The 26,670-nt window shown below is 41.4% G+C and carries 19 protein-coding genes and 1 pseudogene; 10 read left to right on the top strand and 10 right to left on the bottom strand.

Annotated elements, in window-relative coordinates:
* The first annotated feature begins 3 nt into the window (after positions 1-3).
* From rbsA to HC723_RS08500, 5 genes are all read left to right on the top strand, one after another.
* Positions 4-1,515: a ribose ABC transporter ATP-binding protein RbsA gene (rbsA, locus tag HC723_RS08520; RefSeq protein ID WP_190338767.1), complete on the top strand. Its 1,512-nt coding sequence runs from the start codon at positions 4-6 to the stop codon at positions 1,513-1,515.
* On the top strand, positions 1,505-2,491 hold the full coding sequence (gene rbsC / locus HC723_RS08515) for a ribose ABC transporter permease (protein ID WP_190338766.1): 987 nt from the start codon (positions 1,505-1,507) through the stop codon (positions 2,489-2,491). The genes rbsA and rbsC overlap by 11 nt, the downstream gene beginning before the upstream one ends.
* A gap of 65 nt (positions 2,492-2,556) precedes the next feature.
* Positions 2,557-3,435, top strand: coding sequence for a ribose ABC transporter substrate-binding protein RbsB (gene rbsB, locus HC723_RS08510; RefSeq protein WP_190338765.1), 879 nt, complete (start codon positions 2,557-2,559; stop codon positions 3,433-3,435).
* A gap of 155 nt (positions 3,436-3,590) precedes the next feature.
* A complete protein-coding gene (rbsK, locus tag HC723_RS08505) occupies positions 3,591-4,532 on the top strand; it encodes a ribokinase (protein WP_190338764.1) in 942 nt (313 codons plus the stop codon).
* Positions 4,533-4,547: 15 nt separating this feature from the next.
* Positions 4,548-5,564, top strand: a complete 1,017-nt coding sequence (locus HC723_RS08500) for a substrate-binding domain-containing protein (protein WP_190338763.1) — start codon at positions 4,548-4,550, stop codon at positions 5,562-5,564.
* A gap of 177 nt (positions 5,565-5,741) precedes the next feature.
* Here the strand turns inward: HC723_RS08500 and HC723_RS08495 are convergent.
* The 3 genes and pseudogenes from HC723_RS08495 to HC723_RS08485 all read right to left on the bottom strand — a co-directional run.
* Positions 5,742-6,965 (bottom strand): annotated as a pseudogene (locus HC723_RS08495) (MFS transporter); the annotation flags it as partial.
* 456 nt (positions 6,966-7,421) lie between these two features.
* Positions 7,422-8,276, bottom strand: coding sequence for a PA4780 family RIO1-like protein kinase (locus HC723_RS08490; RefSeq protein WP_153448649.1), 855 nt, complete (start codon positions 8,274-8,276; stop codon positions 7,422-7,424).
* A 65-nt stretch (positions 8,277-8,341) separates the two neighbouring features.
* Positions 8,342-9,340: a 2-hydroxyacid dehydrogenase gene (locus HC723_RS08485; RefSeq protein WP_153448650.1), complete on the bottom strand. Its 999-nt coding sequence runs from the start codon at positions 9,338-9,340 to the stop codon at positions 8,342-8,344.
* A 211-nt stretch (positions 9,341-9,551) separates the two neighbouring features.
* On the opposite strand from HC723_RS08485, the gene HC723_RS08480 reads away from it, so the two are divergent.
* Complete coding sequence (locus HC723_RS08480; RefSeq protein ID WP_178306521.1) at positions 9,552-10,265, top strand: TetR/AcrR family transcriptional regulator; 714 nt, start codon at positions 9,552-9,554, stop codon at positions 10,263-10,265.
* Here the strand turns inward: HC723_RS08480 and HC723_RS08475 are convergent.
* Positions 10,262-11,575: a DEAD/DEAH box helicase gene (locus tag HC723_RS08475; RefSeq protein ID WP_153448652.1), complete on the bottom strand. Its 1,314-nt coding sequence runs from the start codon at positions 11,573-11,575 to the stop codon at positions 10,262-10,264. The genes HC723_RS08480 and HC723_RS08475 overlap by 4 nt on opposite strands.
* 345 nt (positions 11,576-11,920) lie before the next feature.
* On the opposite strand from HC723_RS08475, the gene HC723_RS08470 reads away from it, so the two are divergent.
* The gene (locus tag HC723_RS08470; RefSeq protein ID WP_153448653.1) at positions 11,921-12,133 is read left to right on the top strand and encodes a hypothetical protein; all 213 of its coding nucleotides are present in this window, start codon (positions 11,921-11,923) and stop codon (positions 12,131-12,133) included.
* A gap of 123 nt (positions 12,134-12,256) precedes the next feature.
* Here HC723_RS08470 and HC723_RS08465 read toward each other — a convergent pair whose 3' ends face one another.
* Both HC723_RS08465 and HC723_RS08460 read right to left on the bottom strand, forming a co-directional pair.
* Complete coding sequence (locus HC723_RS08465; RefSeq protein ID WP_190338762.1) at positions 12,257-13,447, bottom strand: acetate/propionate family kinase; 1,191 nt, start codon at positions 13,445-13,447, stop codon at positions 12,257-12,259.
* Between the two features lie 453 nt (positions 13,448-13,900).
* Entirely contained in the window at positions 13,901-15,781 is a 1,881-nt protein-coding gene (locus HC723_RS08460) for a DEAD/DEAH box helicase (RefSeq protein ID WP_190338761.1), read from the bottom strand.
* Positions 15,782-16,184: 403 nt separating this feature from the next.
* Here HC723_RS08460 and rnb point away from each other — a divergent pair, with 403 nt between their 5' ends.
* Positions 16,185-18,221, top strand: a complete 2,037-nt coding sequence (gene rnb / locus HC723_RS08455) for an exoribonuclease II (protein ID WP_190338760.1) — start codon at positions 16,185-16,187, stop codon at positions 18,219-18,221.
* Positions 18,222-18,491: 270 nt separating this feature from the next.
* Here rnb and HC723_RS08450 read toward each other — a convergent pair whose 3' ends face one another.
* Positions 18,492-18,851, bottom strand: coding sequence for a DUF3024 domain-containing protein (locus HC723_RS08450; protein ID WP_190338759.1), 360 nt, complete (start codon positions 18,849-18,851; stop codon positions 18,492-18,494).
* A gap of 203 nt (positions 18,852-19,054) precedes the next feature.
* Here HC723_RS08450 and HC723_RS08445 point away from each other — a divergent pair, with 203 nt between their 5' ends.
* Entirely contained in the window at positions 19,055-19,873 is an 819-nt protein-coding gene (locus HC723_RS08445) for a phosphate ABC transporter substrate-binding protein (protein ID WP_153448658.1), read from the top strand.
* Positions 19,874-20,131: 258 nt separating this feature from the next.
* Here HC723_RS08445 and HC723_RS08440 read toward each other — a convergent pair whose 3' ends face one another.
* The 3 genes from HC723_RS08440 to norR all read right to left on the bottom strand — a co-directional run bounded on the left by HC723_RS08440 (position 20,132) and on the right by norR (position 24,974).
* A complete protein-coding gene (locus HC723_RS08440; protein WP_190338758.1) occupies positions 20,132-21,214 on the bottom strand; it encodes a hybrid-cluster NAD(P)-dependent oxidoreductase in 1,083 nt (360 codons plus the stop codon).
* Between the two features lie 108 nt (positions 21,215-21,322).
* Positions 21,323-22,993 (bottom strand): hydroxylamine reductase, encoded by a 1,671-nt coding sequence (gene hcp / locus HC723_RS08435; protein ID WP_190338757.1) that lies wholly within the window; start codon positions 22,991-22,993, stop codon positions 21,323-21,325.
* A gap of 412 nt (positions 22,994-23,405) precedes the next feature.
* Positions 23,406-24,974 carry a nitric oxide reductase transcriptional regulator NorR gene (gene norR / locus HC723_RS08430; RefSeq protein WP_153448661.1) on the bottom strand — a complete coding sequence of 523 codons (1,569 nt, stop codon included), beginning with the start codon at positions 24,972-24,974 and terminating at the stop codon, positions 23,406-23,408.
* A 315-nt stretch (positions 24,975-25,289) separates the two neighbouring features.
* Here norR and HC723_RS08425 point away from each other — a divergent pair, with 315 nt between their 5' ends.
* Entirely contained in the window at positions 25,290-26,492 is a 1,203-nt protein-coding gene (locus HC723_RS08425) for an NnrS family protein (RefSeq protein ID WP_190338756.1), read from the top strand.
* Positions 26,493-26,670: the final 178 nt, after the last annotated feature.

The raw sequence follows: 26,670 nt of genomic DNA, 5'->3' as shown, positions 1-26,670 counted from the left end.
GTTATGAATCAAACCATCTTAGAACTCAATAAAATAGAGAAATCTTTTCCTGGAGTAAAAGCCCTAGACGAAGCCAGCTTAAATGTTTATCCCGGCCGAGTAATGGCTTTAATGGGAGAAAATGGTGCTGGGAAATCTACGTTAATGAAAGTGTTAACTGGTATCTATTCTTTAGACTCCGGCAATATTCAATATCAAAACAAACCAGTGACATTCAAAGGTCCTCGAGATTCTCAACACGCAGGCATTAGTATTATTCATCAAGAATTAAATCTCATTCCTGAAATCAGTATCGCCGAAAACATCTATTTAGGGCGGGAGATCACTAATAGCTTTGGTCGTATTTTATGGAAAGAAATGTACGATAATGCAGATAAATTATTGGCTCGATTAAACGTAAAGAGAAGCGCTAAAACATTATTGGGTGAGTTGAGCCTTGGCGAGCAACAAATGGTAGAAATAGCTAAGGCACTTTCTTTCGAGTCTAAAGTCATCATTATGGATGAACCTACTGATGCATTAACTGATAAAGAAACCGAATTTCTATTCAAGGTTATCAATGAGTTACGCGATCAAGGTTGTGGCATCGTCTATATTTCTCATCGTTTAAAAGAAATATTTGAAATTTGTGATGATATTACGGTATTACGCGACGGTAAATTTATTGGTGAATGCACGGTAAAAAGCACTAATGAAGATGCACTTATTGAAATGATGGTTGGTCGTAAGTTGGATGAGCAATATCCGCGTATATCAGTGCAATCAGGTGATACTCGTTTAGAGGTAAAAAACTTAAACGGTAAAGGAATACATGACATCAGCTTCTTACTGAAAAAAGGAGAAATACTCGGTATATCTGGACTCATGGGGGCAGGCCGCACTGAATTGATGAAAATGATTTATGGTGCACTTCCCTATCAATCAGGTGAAGTATTACTTGAAGGCAAATCAGTCCATGCCAAGTCACCACAAGAAGGACTTTCTAATGGTATTGCCTATATCTCAGAAGACCGTAAAGGTGACGGGTTAGTTTTATGTTTATCTGTTAAAGAAAATATGACGCTCTCTGGTTTGCAGCATTTCAGTAAAAACATACAACTGCAACATAAAAGCGAAATGATGGCTGTCGATGATTTTATCGAGCTTTTCAATATAAAAACGCCAACTCGAAATCAAATAATTGGCAATTTATCGGGTGGTAATCAACAAAAAGTAGCCATCGCTAAAGGCTTAATGACTCGACCTAATATTTTAATTTTAGATGAACCCACTCGTGGTGTAGATGTTGGAGCTAAAAAAGAAATTTACCAATTGATTAATAAATTTAAAGCAGAAGGAATGAGCATCATTTTAGTTTCATCAGAAATGCCGGAGGTACTTGGAATGAGTGACCGAATATTAGTCATGCATGAAGGGAAGATCAGTGGCGAATTTGATGCAAAACAAGCAAATCAAGAATTACTACTGGCTTGTGCAGTCGGTAGAAACATTAATAAGGACGTCCATGAGCAGTAATAGCGTAAAATCAAAAGAACCAGATGCCATAAAAAAACCATTAATCAGTAAGGAATGGTTAGTCGAACAAAAATCTCTAATCGCACTTATTTTTTTGATTGTTGTAGTGTCATTTTTGAGCCCAAACTTCTTCACTGTTGACAATATCTTAAATATCCTGCGACAAACATCGGTAAGCGCGATTATTGCCGTTGGTATGACACTCGTTATTTTGACTGCTGGCATTGATTTAAGTGTTGGTTCGGTTCTTGCTCTATGTGGTGCATTTGCAGCAAGTTTAGTTGCAATGGAAGTGCCCGTTTTGATTGCGGTGCCCGTTGCTTTGATTGCAGGCGCAGGTTTGGGTGCCATTAGTGGTTTTATTATCGCGAAAGGCAAAGTACAAGCCTTTATCGCGACGCTAGTCACTATGACATTACTCCGTGGCGTCACTATGGTTTATACCGATGGTCGCCCAATTTCTACCGGATTTACTGAGGTATCTGATAGTTTCGCTTGGTTCGGTACAGGCTACGCCTTGGGTATCCCCGTACCTATTTGGATAATGGTAGTAGTGTTTGCTGCCGCTTGGTATTTACTTAACCACACACGTTTTGGACGTTATATCTATGCATTAGGTGGTAATGAGTCTGCAACTCGTTTATCGGGTATTAATGTTGATCGAGTAAAAATTGGTGTGTATGCAATCTGTGGCGTCTTATCTGCCCTCGCCGGTATTATTGTGACATCACGTTTGTCTTCCGCTCAACCGACTGCTGGCATGGGATATGAATTGGATGTGATTGCTGCAGTTGTCGTTGGTGGAACGAGCCTCGTAGGTGGACGTGGTCGGATTATGGGAACCCTAATCGGTGCTTTCATCATTGGATTCTTAAATAACGCATTAAATTTATTAGATGTATCGTCTTACTACCAAATGATAGCCAAAGCTTTGGTGATTTTATTAGCGGTAATGGTCGATAACAAAAACAAATAATTTTATTAACCGTAAACATAATAATAGAGTCAATTGATAGACTCCCCTACAAAAGGAATAACAAAATGAAAAAGCTTACTACTTTACTTTCTGCTGCTGTGTTAGCCAGTACGATGTCTGTTTCTGCTCACGCCCAAGATACATTAGCAATTGTTGTATCAACTTTAAATAACCCTTTCTTCGTTAGTATGAAAGATGGCGCTGAGTCTAAAGCCAAAGAATTAGGTTATAAACTAATCGTACTTGATTCACAAAATGATCCAAGCAAAGAACTATCAAACATAGAGGATTTATCAGTCCGTGGCGTAAAAGCGATTTTAATTAACCCTACTGATTCTGATGCAGTTTCAAATGCAATTAGAATTGCCAACCGAGCCAACATTCCTGTATTGACTTTAGATCGTGGTGCAAGCCGTGGTGATGTAGTAAGTCATATAGCCTCTGACAACGTCGCCGGTGGTGAAATGGCTGGTAAATACATTATGGAAAAAGTTGGAGAAAAAGCCAAAGTGATCCAACTTGAAGGTATTGCAGGAACTTCTGCAGCTCGTGAACGTGGTGAAGGCTTTATGAATGTAGTGAAAAATTCAGAACTTGATCTACTCGCTAGTCAACCAGCTGACTTTGATCGTAGTAAAGGTTTGAACGTAATGGAAAACCTTTTAGCTGCTAATGGTGATGTCCAAGCAGTCTTTGCACAAAATGATGAAATGGCATTAGGAGCATTACGTGCAGTTCAAGCATCTGGTAAAAATATTCTAATTGTTGGATTTGATGGTACTGATGACGGAATTGCAGCGGTAAAGCGCGGAATTCTAGGCGCAACTATTGCTCAACAACCAGCACTTATTGGCGCATTAGGTGTTGAAACTGCAGATAAAGTACTTAAAGGAGAAACCGTAGAGACACACATTCCAGTTCCTTTAAAAATCATCACAAAATAACCTCAACTAGTGAGGGTGAAACCACCCTCACTTTTTCTATGGAAAGATCTTCTGAACGCCTCAAATGACTTATTGTTGTGTAAATAAATTTCACTTTGTTTCTAGAGCAATAACCTCATAACAACCCTGATCTGATCAACTTAAGGATGAAATTAATGAATAAACTGATGGTTTTAGGTAGTGTTAATGCTGATCATGTTCTTCAAGTGCCGTCTTTTCCTCGCCCAGGGGAAACATTAACTGGCCGAAATTATCAAGTCATCGCGGGTGGCAAAGGAGCAAATCAAGCTGTTGCCGCTGCTAGGTTAGGTGCAGACATTGGTTTTATTGCTAGCGTCGGCTCTGATGATTTTGGTCGAAATATAATTAACGAATTTAAGACTGATGGGATAAATACTAACTGTATCCACATTGCGCCCTCAACACCAACCGGGATTGCGATGATCCAGGTCTCTGATAATGGTGAAAACTCAATTTGTCTTTCCCCAGAAGCAAACGACTTACTAACCACAAGTATTATCGAAAGCCATATTCAAGCTATCCAGTGTTGTGATTATCTATTATTACAACTTGAAACACCTCTCGAGGGAATTCAAACAGCAGTGAATTATGCCAAAACAGCCTCTGATCATACCGTAACTGTTATTTTAAACCCAGCACCGGCTAGAAAATTACCCGATACACTTTTAGCTCAAGTGAACGTGATCACTCCGAATGAAACTGAAGCAGAAATTTTAACAGGAATAAAAGTATTCGATGATGAATCATCCCAAAATGCCGCTAATATTTTGCATGATAAAGGTATCGATACTGTTATGATCACGCTGGGTTCAAAAGGTGTCTGGTTAAGTAAAAATAGAAACGGAAAACTAATTCAGGGCTTTAAGGTTACCGCTGTAGACACGACAGCCGCTGGCGATACATTCAACGGTGCGTTTGTAACAGGCTTATTAGAAAATAAGAATATTGAAGACTCTATTATGTTTGCACATGCGGCGGCGGCACTTTCTGTTACACGTTTTGGCGCACAAACATCAATACCACACAGGCAAGAAACTGATTCATTTTTACTACAACAAAACGCTCTACTTAATTAAATAGGACAACAAAACATGGCAACAATGAAAGATGTCGCAAGAATTGCTCAAGTTTCTACATCAACTGTGAGCCATGTTTTTAATCAAACTCGATTTGTAAGCGAAGATATTGCAAAACGTGTCAATAATGCAGCACAAGAGCTAAATTATGCCCCCTCAGCTTTAGCGCGTAGTTTAAAGATGAAATGCACAAAAACACTTGGAATGTTAGTTACAACATCCACTAATCCATTTTTTGGTGAGGTCTTAAAGGGAGTTGAGCGACGTTGCTATGAGAAAGGTTATAACTTAATTTTGTGTAATACAGAAGGGGATAGCGAACGTATGAAAGCCTCGATTAATACCCTTCTACAAAAACGTGTCGACGGTTTAATGCTCATGTGTTCGACTTTGGAGGGTGAAGAAATTGAAATATTTTCTCGTTACCCTGAACTGCCAATCGTGGTGATGGATTGGGGGCCAATGGCATATGCGAGTGATAAGATCCAAGATAACTCTTACAAAGGTGGGTATTTAGCGACACAATACTTAATTGATCGTGGCCATAAAGAAATTGGTTGTGTGACCGGTCCATTACATCGAAACCAAGCTATATCACGTTTTAATGGCTTCAAACAAGCTTTAACCGATAATCATATAACTATCAATCAAGACTGGATTGCCGAAGGGAATTTTGAATGTGATGGTGGTTTCAATGCTTATCAAACATTTAAAAGACGTTCTTTAGCGCAAGGAAGTTCTTTACCAACCGCTTTATTTGCATGTAACGATATGATGGCGATGGGGTTAATCAATGCAGCATCTCAAGATGGTCTTCATATCCCTAATGATATCTCTGTTATCGGTTATGATGATATCCAACTCGCTAAATATATCACCCCTTCCCTTACCACTATCCATCAACCGAAACACCAATTAGGAAAAACAGCCGTAGATACTTTACTTGCACGACTTAACGAACCAAAATCACCTCAACAAATTGTCCAACTTGAACCAACCTTAGTTGCCCGTCACAGTGTAAAGGTTATCTAAAAACCAGCTCACCGTGAGCTGGTTTGTGTTGATAAATTCAAATTGGTTTACATCTAAGTGAATACGCTACTAGATTTTAGCTTCAACCAACTCAGCTTGTTCTTTAATACCACTGTTTTTATCATCAATGTCATTGGCCTTATTGAGCATCACTTTAATGATATAAGACGAAACAAAGGCAATCGCCACAGAAAATAGGCTTACTGCAAAGTTTTCAATTGCTTTGGGAGCTACTGACAAAATAAACGCCACCACCAAGCTACCAACAATCACTTCTGATAATGCTTGGAAGAAATGTACTAAGAAGAACACTTCAGGGCGTATTTGCGCATTCGATCCCACATTCATTACCGCAAAGGTCAAAATACCAAACGCAATCGCAGTCGAGATAAACGAGAATCCAATTTTGGTTGCGGTAGTAAAGGTGATCCCTTTTGCTTCTAATTTAACAAATAAAACGGCAATAAATGGCCCAGCAATGATGCACCAGAATGGGTTCATTGCCATCGATGCTTCTGGCGCAATTGGCACGATATTAAACAAATCACCACGCATAGTGTTAATAGCCACCATGGTCATCGAAGTCATCATTTGTCCGTAGTATAAGTAAAAACATGTGGTTAAGAACATAATGATTAAGATTGTGCCCATTTTTAATGAGGTCGCTTTATCCGCTTTTACCATTAAAGAAATGAAGTATAAAATCGCCGCGTCGCCAATGGCGTATACGATATTTTGCCCCACATCCATATTCGAAAACATGAAGAACACGAGAGCGACCATAGCAATCGATAAAGCAAAAAATGACAGCCAGTTTTTCATGCTCACCGGTTGTCGCTCACTCTCATTACATACACTTAATAAGTTTTTACGGTTTAACAGTAAAATCAGCATCGCGGCAAACGCCATCACTACCGATAAAGCAAAGCTGCCGTTAAAACCAATCACCAATACCGCCAGTGGGAAGATGTATTTACCAATCAATGAACCAAAGTTATTGACGGAATAGTTGATTGGGTAGGCATTTTCAAAATCTTGCCCATTAGCAAAAGTGCGTTTATACACTATCGGATACGCCGGAGACATCAAACCACGCGCATAACTGGCCAGTGCAATACCGGTTAAGCTCAATGGAATATTAAGATCCGCTGCCCCAAGTACCAATAACGCATACCCTAAAGTGAAAGCTAAAAAAGAAATGGTTAACGATCGGTACGCACCGAGGAATTTATCGGCAATAAAACCGCCCGCGATAGCAAACAAAGGGCCTATTGATGAAAATGCGCCCACCACCATCATGGTTTCCACTTCATCGTAATTCAGTTCATGCATGAAAAATCGCGTTAATATGACCATTACGCCATAAAACGAAAATCCGAACATCATCTGACAGAACATCATGGATACATTTAGTTTATTTCACATGAAAACTCTCTTTAAAATTAGAAATAGTCAGATTTAAAAACTGGATGGATAGTAATTAGATAGAATTTTATATCAATAGATTTATTGTGTGAATATGACCTAAATCGTCTTTGTGGTTACAAGCGATTACTCTGTCGCTAATTACTGTATGGTTTAAAAACAAAAAATGCCGCAGACAGTGAAGGGTCACTTCAACATCTGCGGCATTCCATTGCATCGCTTATAGTTTATTTATTAAAAAGCATCAAATAATCGATACAATCTGTTCATTTCAACTTAATGATAACGGTCATAACCCAAAGTAATTGACGTTGCAGTTAGGCGACAAATGAACGAAACCCCATGAGCTTTCTTTTATAAATAGAAAGCTTGCCTAAGTGATTGGGGTGAGTTAACGCAGGCAACAAAGCTGCGGCTTCAAGTACGAAGGGTTTAGTCTTCTTCCGCTTCTTGCATGATACGTTTACGCTCTTGCGCTTCATCAAAGGCGGCTTGAATTTCATCTAATACCAGATTGACATCGGCATTGATCAAAATTTCTTCAAACTCCCCTGTCAATTTGGTATCTGGCTTTAATTCACCGACTTCGTATAACGCCCACATTTCTTTGCAATATTGACTATCGAGCAGTTGTGGCGCGTATTGACCATAATATTGAGTCATATTGGTAATATCGCGCTCTAACATCCATTGAGCATTATTGTTCGCTGCGGCATCGACGGCTTGAGGTAAGTCGATGATCACCGGACCTTCGCCATCGACCAATACGTTAAACTCGGACAAATCACCATGTACGATGCCAGCGCACAACATACGCTTAACGTAATCCATCACCACAGCGTGATCACGAATAGCCTCTTGTTCCGACATACTGACATCATTTAAACGAGGCGCAGTGTGTCCGGTAGCATCGGTGACTAATTCCATGATCAACACACCATCAAAGCAACCAAATGGCTGAGGAACGCGCACCCCAGCATCGGCTAAACGGTATAGCGCATCGACTTCAGCGGTTTGCCACACTTGTTCTTGTTGTTCACGACCAAATTTAGAGCCTTTGCCCATGGCGCGAGCACGACGGCTGTTTCGAACTTTACGACCTTCCTGATATTGCACTGCTTTTTTAAAGCTGCGTTTATCGGCTTCTTTGTATACTTTGGCGCAGCGGATCTCTTCGCCACACCGAATAACGTACACGGTCGCTTCTTTACCACTCATTAACTGAGCGATCACATCATCGATTAAACCTTCATCGATCAGGGGTTGTATTCTATTGGGTATTTTCATAGCGCCCTTATACAGGAGTTAGCGCTAAGATGGAAGAATGGTAGTGATCTCCCCTGAAAATAAGCTTAATTGATGTTAATTATTTCATTACCCGACGTTTGTTGTTGAGAAAAAGCTTTGATGTTCGCCAATGTAGTATCCGCTATATTTTGCAAGGCTTCATCGGTTAAATAAGCTTGATGTCCAGTAAAAATCACATTATGACAGGCGGATAAGCGACGGAAAGTATCATCAGTAATAATATCATTGGATTTATCTTGGAAAAATAGCTCTTTCTCATGATCATAAACATCCAAACCTAACGCCCCTATTTTACCCATTTTAAGCGCTTCAATCGCATCAGATGAGTTCAACAGTCCACCACGACTAGTATTGATGATCATTACGTTATCTTTCATCTTTTTAAAAGAGTCAGTATTGAGCATATCGCGATTTTCATCCATTAACGGACAGTGAAGTGTGATGACATCCGCTTGCTGATAGATGTCATCAAGTGTGGTATACGTGACACCAAGGTCAATGGTTTGCTGGTTTGGATATGGGTCGAAACACAAAATATTCATGCCTAAACCTTTAAGAATACGCATGGTTGCAAAGCCAATTTTCCCTGAGCCTACCACACCGACTGTTTTACCATAAAAATTAAAGCCGGTAAGACCTTCAAGCGAGAAGTTCGCATCACGAGTACGTTGATACGCTTTATGAAAACGACGATTCAAACACATCATCATACCAACCGCATGTTCGGCAATGGCTTCTGGTGAATAAGCAGGAACACGAACGACTTGCAGTCCTAAACGTTTAGCGGCCTCTAAATCAACTCTATCAAAACCTGCGCAACGCATAGCAATTAATTTGGTACCTTGCTTGGCCAACCTTTCAAGTACGGGCGCACTGAGATCATCATTCACAAAGGCGCACACCACTTCTGCATCTTCGGCAATTGCAGCGGTTTGTTTGGTTAACCTGAAATTAAAAAATTGACATTCAAAACTATATGATTGGTTCATTTTTTCAAAAGAAGAAACATCGTAGGATTTAGTACTGAACATTGCGATTTTCATAAAGCCACCTCAAACTAATTGCGATTAAGACACAATAGCGTTAACGGGCTTCGATTGCACGAAAATATAAGACCTAAAACTAGAAGGGAAAATAATAAAAATAGTGTTAATTATATACATACCATTAAAGCAACAAAAACTTCGCTAGTTGATTACTACTGCAGTATACTATCCTACCGGACAGTATATGACCGTAAAAATGAGGCTATCTGTGGATACAGGAACGGAAAAAAAACAAGGTCGGCGTAGCGCACAAGAAGCGAAACAGACCAAAAGACAAATCTTGTCGGTTGCTGGCTCATTGTTTGCAAAATTAGGCTATAAACGGGTATCACTGCGTTTGATCAGTGAGCAGGCTGGAGTTTCTCATAGCTTATTACGCTATCATTTTGGCAGCAAAGAGAAAATCTGGCAGCATATTAGTGATCACTTATCGCTGCATTTTAAGAATTATTTTCAACATATTATCGATTCACTGCCGCAGGATTTACCCGCCAATATCTTATTGTATAAGTTAATGAATCGAGTGTTAGCTTGTAGCTTGCATGATCCGCGTGCGATTCGTTTTTTAGCCGACGCAGTACGACAAGACAAAAAAATGGTCAATTATTTACTCGACCCAAGTATTCACGTCAATGAAGTGATTGAAAACTTAATGATCCAATTTAAGCAACAGTACCCAGACTCGTTGCTCACGGGCAAAACATTACGCTGGCAGGTGACATTGTACTCTCACTCCGCCAGTACGTTACGCCCTTTACTTCCGCATGTATTTGAGCAACCAAGCGACGACGATGCCCTCTTTGCGCATTGGCAACAGTTTAATCTCAATATCAGCCAGCAGTTGCATATTAAGCCGCAAGATATCGAACGACCACGTTGCTTGGCGACCATGATAATCGCGCCGCCAGAAGAAATAGATTAACGTCGCTTACCGCGTTGGCTGTGGATCTTAAGTTTGGCTTTGAGTTTGCGCTTTTCAGCTGAACGACCACGTTTCATTTGTGGCTCTTCTGGATCGCTAAAGCTTGGCTCATACCCTTCTAGCCATTGTTGTGGCAAACGCTTATCTAATAAGGTTTCAATCGCATCGAGTAAATATTGCTCTTGTGGGCACATTAGCGAAAAAGCTTGTCCCGTTTCCCCTGCGCGACCGGTGCGACCTATGCGGTGAATATAATCTTCGGCTTGAAATGGCAGTTCGTAGTTTACCACTTGTGGCAATTGTTGGATGTCGAGTCCGCGCGCCGCAACATCGGTCGCAATTAATGCGCGAACTTTTCCTGATTTAAAATCATCGAGCGCTTTTTGGCGTGCGCCTTGGCTTTTATCACCATTAATCGACGCTGCGTTTATACCATCCAATTTCAATTCTTTGGCCAGCATGTCGGAAGTTTGTTTAGTTTTAGTAAACACCAACACTTGTCGCCAGTTTCTTGAACCAATCAAATACGCCAGCAGTTCACGTTTGCGCGATTTATCGACGGGATACACCATTTGCTCAACACTTTCAGCGGTACTGTTTTGCGCCGCAATTTGCACTTCTTTCGGCGATTTTAGCATTTTGTAAGCGACTTCTCGGATCCGTTTAGTAAAGGTGGCTGAAAAGAATAAGGTTTGGCGGTCACTATTCATGCGGCGTAAAATACGTTGTAGATCAGGCATAAAGCCCATATCCAGCATTCTGTCGGCTTCATCTAACACCAAACTTTGGGTGTCTTTTAAATGAATATTGCCGACAAACAAATGGTCCAATAAACGCCCAGGTGTGGCAACGACAATATCTGCCCCTTTGGCTAATTCTTTGGTTTGCACACTCATACTGGTGCCACCGTACACCACCACAATATTCAAACCTTGATTGTATGAGACTAAACTGTCAAAAACTTGCTGCGCCAATTCTCGGGTTGGGGTCAGCACTAAACCACTTACCGAACGATTGACTTTGCGCGGTGTGACTGGATGATCTTTATCCGTATCAAGCAAAGTCTTAGTGCTTGTTTCAACCTCTATCTTTGCTTCAAGTGTATCTTGCTTTTGCTGCATGATTTTTTGGATTAAAGGCAGTCCAAACGCGGCGGTTTTACCGGTGCCCGTTTGTGCGCAAGCTAACACATCATCACCTTGTAGCAATAACGGGATCGCTTGTTCTTGAATAGGTGTGGGTGAAATGAAGCCTAACTGCTTAACGCAATCGACCAAGCGGGGATCTAAACCTAGAGTTTGAAACGACATGAGAACCTAATGTTGAAGACACAAATAATTGGCTGAAGTTTAACAAATTTCGCTGTGGCTGTATTGAGGTTTTACACATACTAATAACATCGGAAAGACCAGCTGGACAGGCGATTGAATAATGTCAGCGTTTGGTTAAAACAAGATACACATCTCATAAGTTCATGCGATTATAAACTAATCAATTAAATTTATGAGACAATAATTTTTGATATGTAACCGACACAAGCCTTAGTTACATAGGAATGTAAACAGACTCGCTATATTGCTTTTTTATCGAGTTAACTATGTACAGAATCACTATCGCATACACATAATGAATAAGAACGACAGAAGGCATACATTATGAATATAAAAAAAGTAACAAGAAAGCCTGCTTTGGACGTTGATTTGGATATTTGCTGCTGCCCATTATGTTCGAGCGAAGAGTTTTTATTATCTGAGTATGGAGAAGAGTTGATTTGTATCGACTGTGGTCCTGTCTCTTTAAATACCGATGCAAGGTTATTTGCCTCTTCAACGCCATTAGAGTTTCATAACCCAATTTTGCTTCATTGATGATTAAGTGACCACGAGGTAAATCTTACGATCAGATTTTGTAAACTCCACCACCAATTTTTCAACAAAAAAGCCACAGCTTATTTTAAGCTGTGGCTTTTGCCGTTTTAACTTTTGCTTGCATTAGGCCATTAAAGCCACTGACTCTTGAGCAATAACGAATTCTTCATTGGTTGGGATAACCATCGCCACTGGAGAATCAGCGATAGTAATGATCCCTTCTGCGCCAAATCGAGCATCGGCATCCGCAGCTTCATTCTCTTTGTAGCCAAAGATTTTAAGGTACTTTAAAATTTCGCGACGAATTGGCAATGCATTTTCACCAATACCACCGGTGAAGATAATGCCGTCTAGGTTATCAAGTGCCACCATGTAAGAGCCAATGTATTTTGCCACGCGGTAAGTAAACACTTGGAATGCTAATGTTGCGCCTTCATGGCCTTCTTCCATTGCTTCTAAAATGCCGCGAGCATCGCTGGTTAAACCCGACACGCCTAAGAAACCTGATTTTTTATTCAATGTTTCAAATACTTTCTCAGCCGACCAGCCTTTGTTGATCAAAAACTCAATGATGCCTGGATCCAAATCACCACAACGAGTGCCCATCATAAGGCCTGCAAGCGGTGTAAAGCCCATGCTAGTATCAACACTCTCACCATTTTTAATTGCACAAACTGATGCGCCGTTACCAAGGTGAACAGAGATAAAGCTGCTTTCTTCCACTGGCTTATTAATCATCTTAGCGGCTTCACGACTCACGAAGTAATGGCTAGTACCGTGGAAACCGTAACGACGAATTGCGTATTGATCGTAAAGCGTCTTATCAATTGCGCCGGTAAAGGCTTTAGCTGGCATTGTTTGGTGGAATGCAGTATCAAACACGGCAAACTGTGGCAACGTTGGGAAAGCGGCTAAAGCAGCTTTAATACCAATAACGTTGGCAGGTGCGTGTAAAGGTGCAAGTTCTTTTACTGCTTCGATATCTTTTAATACTTGCTCATCAATTTGTACTGTTTTTGTGAATTTCTCACCACCATGAACGATACGGTGGCCAACAGCGATGATGGCATCAGTTAAGTCGTATTCCGCAACAATGCCAACTAATTTACCGATAGCAAGTTGGTGATGATTTTCTTCACCAACAATTGAAACTTCTTGTTTGTTACCTTGATACTTCCAGCTCATACGAGAATCTTCTAGGCCAAAACATTCGCCTAGACCCGTTAATACTGCATCACCAGATACTGAATTGATAACGGCAAACTTAAGTGAAGAACTACCAGAGTTGATAACGAGGACATATTTATTTGACATGAGGTTTCTCTTATATGCTATTGAGTAAAACAGAGGGGTCTATACCCTTGTGACTTAGGGTAGTAATACCGCAACTCGTTTGTTTGTGAACATGGGTACCATTATTCAATAATTTTTTAAACTTTCAACTTTTCTTTGTGAAAAGAGCTTAAAGAGTCTGGCTTAAGTTGATCTAGCGCATACTTTGAATTAATTTCTGCTGTGAAAGATATAACTTTATTTGAACAAAAAGCATGAATCCTCCCTAGCCCTCCCAAAACAACCTAACAAGTCCACACTCGATAACGTGTGAAAGTGTAGTCATGATCAGCAAGAAACGTGTATTTAAATACGTCCGATCCTAAACTAAAGTTCAAAATACCCAAACCCAAGACAAAAAAACCGAGATAGCACAGAGCTTATCTCGGTTTCATCATCTTATACTCGTCTGAGACTGAGTATTAAATGTTAATCTTATGCGTCGCGGTTAGTGCGAGGAGCCGCAGGCTTGCCACTTGTGCGGTTACGGTCAAAACGACGTTCGCCATCACGACCACCAGCAGAAGCACCACCATCACGACGACCACGATGACCTTCGCCACCACGTCCGCCACGGAAGTTTCCGCCGTCACGACGAGGAGCACCAGAACCAGCACCACCACGAGGACCACGTGATTCACGGAAATCATCAAAGTCACACACAATCGCGCCAACTTCTTTTTGACGAATGCGTAATTTCTTAAGCTTACCCGCAACTTCAGAAGTCATTGCTTTTGGTAACTGAACAAAAGTATGACCTTGAGCCAGTTTAATCGCACCGATTGAATGCTTAGTTAAGCCAAGCTCGTTTGCCAATGCGCCAACGATATCTTTAACTTGAACGCCACTGTCACGACCAACTTGTAATTGGTAAGTATCCCAATCTTGCTTAGTGCCACCGAACGAACGACCACCATCACGGCCGCCATCACGTGGATTATCACGACGTTCTGCGCGACGTTTGCTATCACGAGCAATAGCATCAATCATAGGATCTGGACCTTGGTAGAACAAAGGACGTTTACCTTGTTGACGCTTAAGCAAGATAGCGGCAAGAGTTGCAGCATCTACTTCTAAAGAAACTTTTAGTTTTTCAATCAGTTCAGCAAAGCTTGCAAGTGCAGAGCTACCTTTTTCTGATTCTAACTCAGCACCTAATTTAATCAGACGAGCTTCTGCTACTTTATCGCGGTTTGGAAGTTGAATTTCTTCCATGCTTGATTTAGTAACACGCTCAATAGTGCGAAGCATACGAATTTGGTTAGTACGAACCAATAATACTGCTTTACCAGTACGTCCAGCACGACCAGTACGGCCAATACGGTGAATGTATGATTCAGTATCGAATGGGATATCGTAGTTAAATACGTGCGTGATACGTGGAACATCAAGACCACGAGCAACCACGTCAGTCGCAACAAGAATATCGATCACGCCACGTTTGATGTTATCAACCGTACGTTCACGTTGTGCTTGAGGAATATCACCATGAAGCGCAGCAGATTTAAAGCCACGAGCCGATAACCAATCAGACAGACGCTCAGTATCTTGACGAGTACGAACGAATACGATTGAAGCATCGATTTCTTCAGTTTCAAGCAGACGGCTCATTGCTTCGTCTTTTTCTACGCCTTTTACTACCCAATATTGTTGCTCTACTTTCGCTACTGTGCGGTTTTCACCAGCAACATCGACGCGAGCAGGGTTACGTAGGAAGCGGTCTACAATAGTCTTAACCATTGGAGGCATAGTGGCTGAGAACAATACGCGTTGCGCAGATTCTGGAGCTTGTTCCATGATCCATGTTACATCATCAACAAAACCCATTTTTAGCATTTCATCGGCTTCATCAAGTACGAATGTTTTTACTTCGTCTAATTGAAGAGAGCGACGGTTAATTAAGTCTTTAACACGACCAGGAGTACCAACAACAATGTGAGAACCATTTTTCAGGCCACGCATTTGATCAACGATTGATGCACCACCGTAAATTTCAATTACTTTCAAGCCTTTAATGTTTTGGCCAAGTACTTTGATTTCTGCTGCAACTTGAATAGCAAGTTCGCGAGTCGGTGCCATAACGATGGCTTGTGGTTTATGTTGCTTAAGATCGATTTTATTTAGAACGGGTAAAGAGAACGCAGCTGTTTTACCAGTACCGGTTTGTGCTTTACCTAGCGCATCTTTACCTTCTAGAAGAAAAGGAATAGAAGCGGCTTGAATTGGAGTTGGGGTTTCAAAGCCCATTGAATTTAGTGCAGATAAAAGATTTTCGTTAAGATCAAGATCGACGAATTTAGTTTGATTTTCTGACATGGGGTTCCTACTTATTTAAGGAAAATTTCGGTCCCATTAAGCTCTACTACCTCTCATACCTACCCTAACTTCGTGTTCCATAAAAATCATGGATTAGGTAGAAAACGCCTTAAGCTGTTTCGGGACATCATTAAGGGAGGCGAATTCTGCCCTATAAACACAAAAAAAGCTAGGAAAAATTGAATTTCATCACAATTTTGTTCTATTTAGCCTAAAATATGTAAAATTATTCACCAATACCTGATTATTTAACATTATAGAGAGCGCTGCTTATCAATTACAGCCCTCGTCTTTCTCAATATTTGAGGTTAACCCACTGAACCGCTAATAAAGTGGCAATCTCTTTATGCAATGATTATAGTGTGCCTCATAGAATTCGACTCACTAATTTAGAAAGAAGCCCATGTTTTCTGATAATCCGCTCCTCGCTCAACTCAAACAACAAATGAAACAAACTTTGCCTAAAAAAGAAGGCACCGTGAAAGCCACCGATAAAAGCTTTGGTTTTCTAGAAGTAGACAGCAAGAAGAGCTACTTCATCCCACCCGCTTTTATGAAAAAATGCATTCATGGCGACAAAGTCGTGGCCATCATTCGCAGTGAGAACGACAAAGAAAGCGCAGAACCGGACGAACTTATTGAGCCGTCTTTAACCCGTTTTATTGCCCGAGTGAAGAAATTCAAAGGCCGTTTGAATGTGCTACCCGATCACCCGCAACTGCGTAAATTGTCTCTTAAAGCCAAAGCACGTAAAGGCGTAAACCCAGAAACCTTAAATGAAGGCGACTGGGTAGTGGCGCATCTGATTGAGCATCCTCTCAATTCAGACACTTCCCATGAGCAATTCTTAGTTGAAATTTCTGCCAAGATCACTGATGCCGACGATAAAATTGCCCCTTGGTGGGTGACATTAGCGCAAAATGATTTACCCAACTGCGAGCCTGCGGGTTTGGAAGAAGGCCAACAATGGCAGTTGATGGATGATGAGGCATTAGAACGCATTGATATGACGGCAACACCGTTTGTCACTATTGATGGTGAATCGACCAAAGATATGGATGATGCACTATACGCAGAGACCACGCCTGAAGGCGATTTTAAACTGACCATCGCCATTGCCGATCCAACCGCGTATATCATTCCAGATTCAGAGATGGATAAAGTGGCGCGTAAACGTGGCTTCACTATCTATTTACCTGGTCGCAATATTCCAATGCTGCCGCGCGATCTCGCCGATGACTTATGTTCACTCAAACAAGATGAACTGCGCCCTGCTTTATGTTGTTCGGTGACGGTCTCTAAAGATGGCGTGATCGGCGATGATATTCATTTCTTTGCTGCAAATATGAAATCTCATGCCCGTCTTGCTTATGATAATGTTTCGGATTGGCTTGAAAATAAAGATAACGCTTGGCAACCACAAGACAATATCGCTCCGGTTGTGGCAACATTGCATCAATTAGCTCAAGCTCGCGCTACTTGGCGTTTAAACAATGCGGTGGTATTCCCAGATCGCCCAGATTACCGCTTTGAATTAAGCCCAGACAACGATGTGGTCGCGATCCACGCCGATTTACGTCGCACCGCCAATAAGTTGGTAGAAGAAGCCATGATCACCGCCAATATTTGTGCCGGCAGTGCGCTGAAGCAAAAATTCCAATCCGGTATCTTTAATACTCACGCTGGCTTTAAAGAAGATAAGCTAAAAGATATTATTGAGTTAGTTGATCCTGAAGGTGAGCAAGGTTTTACTGCTGAATCTATCGTGACTTTAGAAGGCTTTAGCGCCTTACGCCGTTGGTTAGGCAAGCAAGACACTTCTTACTTAGATAACCGCATTCGTAAGTGTCAGGCTTACAGTGAGATTAATCACATGCCAGCCGAGCATTACGCGATGGGGCTGGATATCTACGCCACTTGGACTTCACCAATCCGTAAATACGGCGATATGATCAACCACCGTATGTTAAAAGCGTTAATTCTTGATAAAGCACCGGTCCAAGTGCCCGATGAAACCATTGGCGAAGAGTTATCATTATGTCGTCGCTATCATGGCATGGCCGAACGTAATGTCGGTGATTGGTTGTACGCGCGCACTTTGATTAATGAGCCTAAAAATGGCACTAAATTTGCAGCCGAGATCTTTGATGTTAATCGCGCCGGTATGCGAGCTCGACTATTGGCTAATGGCGCAGCGGTCTTTATTCCTTGCTCACAAATTATTGATAACAAAGAACGCATTGTAGGCTCGCGTGAATTGGGCACGATCGAAATCGATAAAAATGTTGAGTTTAAGTTGGGTGATGTCATTGAGGTAACGCTGCTGAATGTCAGCACCGATACGCGTAACATTACCGCCAAACCGACGCAAACTTTTGCCCCGTTGCAGGACTCTTCAGACGTTACCACCGATGTAGCAAGCATTGATGAAAAAAAGTAAGTAAATAAACAACGCTTAACGGCACATATAACGTCTGTATTTATGACACATAAAGCATCTTCGCTTACGGAGGTGCTTTTTTATTGGTTTATGGTTTATTGGTTTTATGGGCTTATGGGTAATCACATCACTGTTATACCCATTGCATAAATTTAATGATCGTTCAAAATTGAGTACAGAGAAAAGTGTCAAAGACCATGGATAGCCTTTTCTCACTTGAAAGAGGCTAACTACGGGTACAAAAAATAGAGGTGCCTGATAATCGCCGCTCTAGCCCCAAATATATTCGTCTTGATCTCTTTCAATCACACTCAATAAAGATAAAGCATCCACATGCATTGGGTGAGTAATATGCGCTTGCCATTCCACGTCACGGTTAATGTCATTATCATTGCTACGAATAAATAAGTGCCACTGTTTGCCTGTTGGCTCATAATGCAGCTTCGCTACTTCAATATCTCGTTGGCAATGGATAGAATCAACCGCAAATGCCGTTTTATAGAAAACGAATTGTTGCGCTTGAATATCAAAGCAAGCCTTACCAAGTTCTGCCGATACATTCTCATTGCGCCAATGACAGAGTTGCTCTGCCCTACGCTTTATTCTTTGAATTTCAATTTCAGTTGGCATAAAACCTCCCAATCCATAAATAATGAACTTGATTTAGTATAGCCCCAATCACTTCTTTGGTTTTGTTATCTAACGCATAGACTGACAAACATAAACACCTCTCCTCTGGTAAGGATCGCACTCCGATTCACATAACTGTCATATAACAAACATATAATTATTGAAAATTATACCTAAGTAACTCATCACCTTTGGAGACCTACATGTTACGAGTGTTACTAACCGGATTGTTATCCTCACTTATTTTTATTTCAAACGCTTACGCCAAAGATATTGTGGTATCAGGCTCAAGCTCTGTCACTCGAGTGATGGATGTGCTGGCAGAAAGCTACAACAAAACCCACCCAGAATCTTATATTGCGGTTCAAGGGGTAGATTCGACAGCCGGTATCATTCTTGCCACTAAGGGCGTGGCCGACTTAGGGATGAGTTCACGTTATTTAACCGAAGCCGAGTTAAGAAAAGATCTGACCATCACCACCATTGCTCATGATGGACTGGCCATTGCTACCAATATTGCCAATCCAGTCAGTAATTTAACTCGTGAGCAATTAGCTAAAATCTATCAAGGTGAGATCACTAACTGGAAACAAGTTGGCGGCGAAGATAAAGGTATTGCGGTTGTCACTCGCGAAGCCTCTTCAGGTTCACGTTACAGTTTTGAAAGCTTGTTAGGCTTGACCAGAGTAGTCAATAACCAACTGGTATCGAACATCAGTCCAAAAATTTTAGTGGTCAACAGCAATGGTATGATGAAGACATTAATCAACAATAACCCTCAAGCGATTGGTTTCGTTTCGATGGGTTCACTGGATAAATCAATTAAAGCAGTGGATTTTAACGGTGTCGATCCAACTTCTGCCAATATTGCCAACGGTGACTACAAACTCAGCCGACCATTTTTAGTGGTACAAAAGAAAGATCATAAAGATCCGTCTATCGAGTCTTTCTTAGGCTTTATAACGTCTAACGATGGGCAAAAAATCATCACCGATTATGGTTACACCCCAGCGAAAAAATAATCGTTTATTCGCTATCTGAAAAATCCAACTCAAATTTCAGACACAAAAATGGGTACCACTTTATAACCAGTGGTTCCCATTTTTATATTTTAAAACCGCTTATCTAATGGATACCCATTCCATAAATTTAATGTCCGTTCAAAATTGAATACAGAGAAAAGTATCAAAGGACATGGATGGCCTTTTCTCAAGCGACCAAGGAAGGGTCAGCGTCTTTTCGGCGTATTCAAATTAATCAAATATTAAATGGAATCAGTATTAGTTAAGCGCAACTTCTAGATCAGAATGGACTTGGCAAGAACACGCCAATACGAAACCTTGCTCGATTTCATCTACGGTAAGCGTTTCGGTACTGGTGCGAGTAAATTCGCCTTTGGTCACTTTGCACTTACAAGAGCCACAAATACCACTACGACACGCGGCAATTACCGGTACTTTTGCCGCTTCTAATGCATCGATTAATGCACTGCCGATCTTGGCTTCTACTTGAGCGCCAAACGTTGGCACAAATATAGTGGCATTGGCTAATGCTTCAACTTTATCAGCATTATTGAGTTCAACATCTGGTTGAGTTGACTCCGCTGGGGTAAAACTTTCTTGATAGAAGTTATCCATGTCCATGCCTAACGCTTGTAGGTTTTCTTGCATTGCGCCCATAAAACCAACAGGGCCACATAAGAAAGTGGTGCGCTCAGCAATATCGGCACAATAGTTAGCTAGCGCGGCTTGAGTTAAGCGCCCTTCTAAGTAATCACTGCCCTTGGCATATTCAAGCATGATGCTGACATGAAAACGCGCATGTTGCTCAGCCATAGCTAATAATTCTTGATGATAGATGATTTGATCGATTTGAGTGGCAGCATGGATAAAATGAATATCGGTGCTGTCATCTTTATTAGCCAATAGCGTTTTTGCCATAGACATAACTGGCGTAATACCACAACCGGCGCTTAATAATACAATGCGATTGCCGTGCGCTTGATCTTGAGATCGGCGCTCAATGTGAAACTCACCTGCAGGTTTTAATACCGATACCGCTTGCCCTTCTTGTAGGCTATCAACGATATAGTTTGAAACTTTACCACCCGCTACACGCTTGATGGTTAATTGTAATTCGGTTTGATTTGGCATTGAGCTTAATGAATAAGCGCGATATTCCATTTTACCGTCGATTTCGATCCCTAAAGTAATAAATTGGCCAGGGATAAAGTTGAATGCGATGTCCTGATCATTAATAGATTCAGGTGCTAACGTAAAACTCACGCTGTTTGAAGTCTCTGCCCATTTACGTTTACATACTAAAGTTGCAGGACCATTCGAAGGCCATTGGAATTGCGTCATATTCTTCTCTCGTTGCTCTATTTTTAGCGAAATATACATCATTATTTAAAATACATAGCTCGTTCCTTTATATCAAGAAACGAGCTACAAATTTAAAGACGGATATTATTAAGCGACTTTTTCACCTAGGATAGTCTTCATATCTTCTTCAACCGTTGAGATCATTCGTAAGTCGAATTTCTCTTGAATAACGGCCATTAGGTTGTCAGTTAAGAACGCAGGTTTGGTTGGACCGGTGTAAATACCTTTAATGCCTAATGCAAGAAGAGTAAGCAGAACCACAATCGCTTTTTGCTCGAACCAAGAAAGAACCAGTGTTAGCGGTAGATCGTTCACGCCACAATCAAACTCGTTTGCAAGAGCAAGTGCAAGCTGAATAGCAGAGTAAGAATCGTTACATTGGCCAACATCTAATAGACGAGGAATGCCGTTGATTTCACCATGTTGCTCTTTGTTGAAGCGGAATTTACCACACGCAAGCGTCAAGATAACGCTGTCATCTGGCGTTTGTTTTGTGAATTCGTTGAAGTAGTTACGCTCAACTTTGTCACCGTCACAACCGCCAACTAGGAAGAAGTGGCTGATGTTACCCTGTTTGATTTGATCGATAACAGCAGGCGCGGCTTCCATCAATGCGTTACGACCGAATCCAACTGTGATCATTTGTTCGATTTCATCATGTTGGAAACCGTCTTGCGCTAATGCACAATCAATCACTGCGCTAAAGTCGTCACCTTCAAGATGAGCAACACCAGGCCAACCTACGATGCTACGAGTAAATAGACGATCAGCGTATAGACCTACTTCTGGGTTAAGCAAGCAGTTTGATGTCATTACGATTGCGCCAGGGAAGTTAGCGAATTCTTTTTGTTGGTTCTGCCAAGCACTACCGTAGTTACCCGCTAGATGTGGGTACTTGTTAAGCTCTGGGTAGCCGTGTGCAGGAAGCATTTCACCGTTAGTGTAAACGTTAATGCCTTTGCCTTCAGTTTGTTGCAAGATTTTCTCAAGATCATGTAAATCGTGACCAGAAACCAGAATACATTTGCCGCTTTTGGTTTTGACGTTAACTTGAGTGGGTGCTGGGTGACCGAAAGTTAGGGTCTCACCACGGTCAAGGGTTTCCATGATTTTGTAGTTCATCATGCCGATTTGCATAGAGCAATCTAGCAAGGCTTGAAGATCTTGTGGCTCAGTACCTAACCATGCCATGATCTGATGGTATTCAGTGAAGATCTCAACGCTTGTTTGAGAAAGAATGCGAGCATGTTCCATGTAGGCTGCCGCGCCTTTTAAGCCGTAAAGACAAAGAAGACGTAGGCCCATAACATCAGGATCAACACTTTCATGGCCACGGTTAACGGCAGCTAATGGTGCAAATTTAAGTAGAGATTCACGGTCAGTTGGAAGCTCGAAAATTGCTGCTGGAGAAAGTTCTGGTAACGCTTTGTCTGCTAATAGAGCGGCAGCGCGTACTTTTTCTTCTAAGCGAACTTTGAATTGGTAAGCTGTGTTTGAAAACTCAATGATGCGGTCTTCATCGAAGTTAACGTTGGTTAAAGTAGAGAAGAATGCTTTTGGTGCCCACTCATCAATTTCAGAATCGATGATGCCATATTCACGACCAAGCTCAGCCCAGAAAGACACACCTTGTAGTACGTATACTAGGATGTCTTGCAGATCAGAAACATCGCTTGTTTTACCACACATACCTTGAGAATAAGAACAGCCGCTTGATACAGGGGTACGGATAGTTTGTTCACATTGAATACAGAACATAGTTTGAAGCTCCAGTAATTAATTTATTATGTGGCCTTAAACACTAAGACCATTTTATAGATTCACTACCGTACAGCAGGATGCATGCCAACTTTTAATTTATTGATTTATGACGATTTAACAAGTCATTAACCATGATAGGCGTTGTAAATACAACATCGCATTGATGTTATATTTACAACAAAAATTATCCCCTCATTATTTATACCCAAAGTAATTGAAGTTGTAGTGAGGCGGCAAGTAAACGAAGCTCCATGAGCTTAGCTTGCCTAAGTGATTGGGGGTGAGTTAGCGCAGCCAACAAAGCTGCAGCTTCAAGTAAGACGGGTATATATGCCTTGTTTTTGTATCAGCCTGGTTATTACTCGTAAAATCGGTCTATTTAACATAAAAATCTCATGCTTACTCATATTTACAAGCCTAATTTTTTACCCATTTTATATAAGTTGCCGCGATCCATTTGTAAAAATTCCGCCGCTTTAGCCCACACCCCACCACTTTGTTGCAGTGCGTGTTCAATAAGTTGTTTCTGATAGGCTTCAACGGCGCTGCGCATTGGGGTGGATTCTAGCGGTAATAACGCCGAAGCTTGACTATTTTCAGCTTGGCTTGCTTTAACAGCATTAGACTCTAATATTAAATCGCTGGTGAAATGATGTAGTTCAATTTGATTTCCCTGCTCTTGCATCGCTCTTAACCCTGCGCGCATAAGGGTATGTTCCAGCTCGCGCACATTACCTAGCCAAGATTGACGCTCTAATTGTTGTAGAGCTTGCGGGTGGATATGTAAGGTTTTAAGCTGAAATTGAGTGCGAATAGTATCGAGAACATGACCAATGAGCACTGGAATATCCCCTTCTCGATCACGCAATGGCGCAACCTGTATCGGGAAAACGTTTAAGCGATGGAAGAGATCGGAACGAAAACGCCCTTCACTCACTTCTTTATTCAGATCTCGGTTAGTGGCAGCAATGATGCGTACATCGATTAAATTGTTTTTATCCGCCCCCACCCGCTGCACTTCGCCTTGCTGAATAACCCGTAATAATTTAGCTTGTAGCAGTAATGGCAACTCGCCTATTTCATCTAAAAATATAGTGCCACCATCGGCCAGTTCAAACTTACCCGCACGGTGAGAATTTGCGCCGGTAAACGCCCCTTTTACATGGCCAAACAGTTCACTCTCTGCAATAGATTCTGGCAATGCGGCGCAGTTTACATACACCATAGGTTTATCGTATCGCAAACTCTGGGCATGCACTCTATGCGCTACCAGCTCTTTACCTGTACCGGTCTCGCCGCTGATCAACACCGCATAATTCGATTTAGCCACCATCTTAATATTGGCTAACAGCTTTTTGATCTGCGGGCTGATCCCCACCAATTTACCGCCACGATTGCGCGCCTCATCAATTAACACTTTATTAATTGATTGTTGCTGGTGATTGGCTTTATTTAAGGCTTCAAACAAACTGATATTGCGCACAATCCCAGCCGCCAGAGTAGCAAAAGTTTCTACCGTGAAATCATCCACCGACTTAAACGCTCCGATGGCTTGCGCATCTAAAGTCAACGCGCCAACTAAGGTATCTTCCACATATAAGCTGCACCCCATACAGGCATGCACATCTATTTTATGGTGAGGATCATCACTTAATAAACCATCGAATGGATCGGGCAGATCGGAATTGGCCGCGAAACGCACCGGTTTACGACTGGCTAATATGGTTTTTAAACGAGGGTGGAGTTCTGGTAAAAAAGTACGGCCTAATACTTCATTCGATAATCCATACATTGCCACCGGCACAAGATGCTGCTGATGATCTAAAATGAATAATGCACTGGCATCGCAAGGTAAAACTTGCTGCAACGCATCGATCAATTTTTGATAATGTTGCGAAGTCGGGGTACGGGCATTTAAATTTAGCGCTATTTGCAATAAAACGCGCTCTACCGAATGCTTTGATGTGTTTTTTACCATAATTGCTACCAATAAGTTAATAATAAATAAGAAAATTGATCTCAAAAAATTTTATTGTTCACTATAATAAAAGTCAGTATAACCTCGCGATGTTTATTTTACATCACAAGATTTTCATAATGATAAATACACAATTAAATCAACAATATAAAAACTGGCATGATTTATGCTTTGTATCTAATTACGGTATCGCGGTATCAAAAGATCGCATATTGACTGTGAATCTAGACATTCAAAGTAACAAAAATACCGCGACGTTAATCACTCAAGTCACCTCTATTTTAAGTAACACCCAATTTTTAGGAGCCATCTTTAATGATGAACATAACCGACAAAAGTATCGAAGACAAAATTACCCCGCTATTGCGTCTCGGCTTTCGCCCTTTCTTTTTACTTGGCGGTATTTATGCCCCGCTGGCTATCGCAATTTGGGTGTATGCCTTCCAGCATGGCCAACCAGAGCAGTTACATGTTCCTGCGCTTTGGTGGCATGTACATGAAATGATCTTTGGCTTTGCGATGGCGATTGTAGCTGGCTTCTTATTAACCGCAGTACAAAACTGGACTGGGGTGAATGGCACCAAAGATAAAGCATTAGCCGCTGTGGTTTTATTATGGTTGTTGCCTCGCGTTTTATTTTGGACCACCACACCGCTTTGGGTTATCTCGGTGATTGAAGCCATATTTCTGGCGGTGGTGGCTTATGAAATCTCATTTAGAGTCATAAAAGCGAAAGGTTATCGTAACCTGATCTTCTTAGCTTTCTTTGTACTAGCCATTGTGGCCAACTTTGCCGCTTACGCCACCATTGATGGCAGCGCACCTTTCTCTGCCACTGCTGTATGGGAAGCCATGATTTGGTGGTTTGTGTTGCTGATTTCTATCATGGGGGGCCGCGTGATCCCATTCTTCACCGCTCGCCGTATGGAGTTTGACAAACCAAACCCAATATTGTGGTTAGAAGCCGGAGCCAATACACCGCTAGTGTGCTTGTTTGTTTTAAGCTTCTTCCCAAGCGTTGCCGAAGTTGCCAGCCCTGCCTTAATGATTTTTGCAGCCGTGATGCAACTGGTTCGTTTCCTACGTTGGAAACCTTGGACTACATTAAAAGAGCCGCTTGTTTGGTCTCTACATGCTTCGTATGCGTGTATTCCAGTTGGTTTATTATTGAAAGGTTTGGCTTTAGTTGGCGTGATCAGCAATGGTTATTTTGTTTCACACAACATGATCCACGTACTTGCGATTGGCGGTATTGCTGGTTTAATTTTAGCGATGATCGCGCGCGTTACTATGGGTCACACAGGGCGTAAAATTTATGAAGGCCCTGGCATGTGGCATGCTTTTTTAGCGGTGGTCATCGCAGGATTGACTCGTGGTATCGGCGTGGCATTTTGGCCTGAGCATATGATGCAACTGATTAATATCTCTGCCGCATTATGGATTTACGCTTTTGTACTATTTACCTTTAAATTTGGCCCTATGCTGTGTAAAGCAAGAGCCGATGGCCATCCAGGCTAATCGTTTAATACTCAAAATATCCTAATTTACATAGTAAAATGGCTTGCGTTATGAACTGACCCCCAATAGTTGGACACCAACATTGGGGGTTATTTTATGTCTAAGTACATCAGAGAATTAAAGCTGTACATTGCTCAGCGTTGCCTTGATGGCGAATCATCGACATCTCTTGCAAAAG

The organism is Vibrio sp. S11_S32, assembly GCF_014694465.1.
GTDB classification, from domain to species: Bacteria; Pseudomonadota; Gammaproteobacteria; order Enterobacterales; family Vibrionaceae; genus Vibrio; species Vibrio algicola.
The sequence above is the reverse complement of the archived record's forward strand: the minus strand, read 5'-3'. Positions and strand labels throughout refer to the sequence as shown.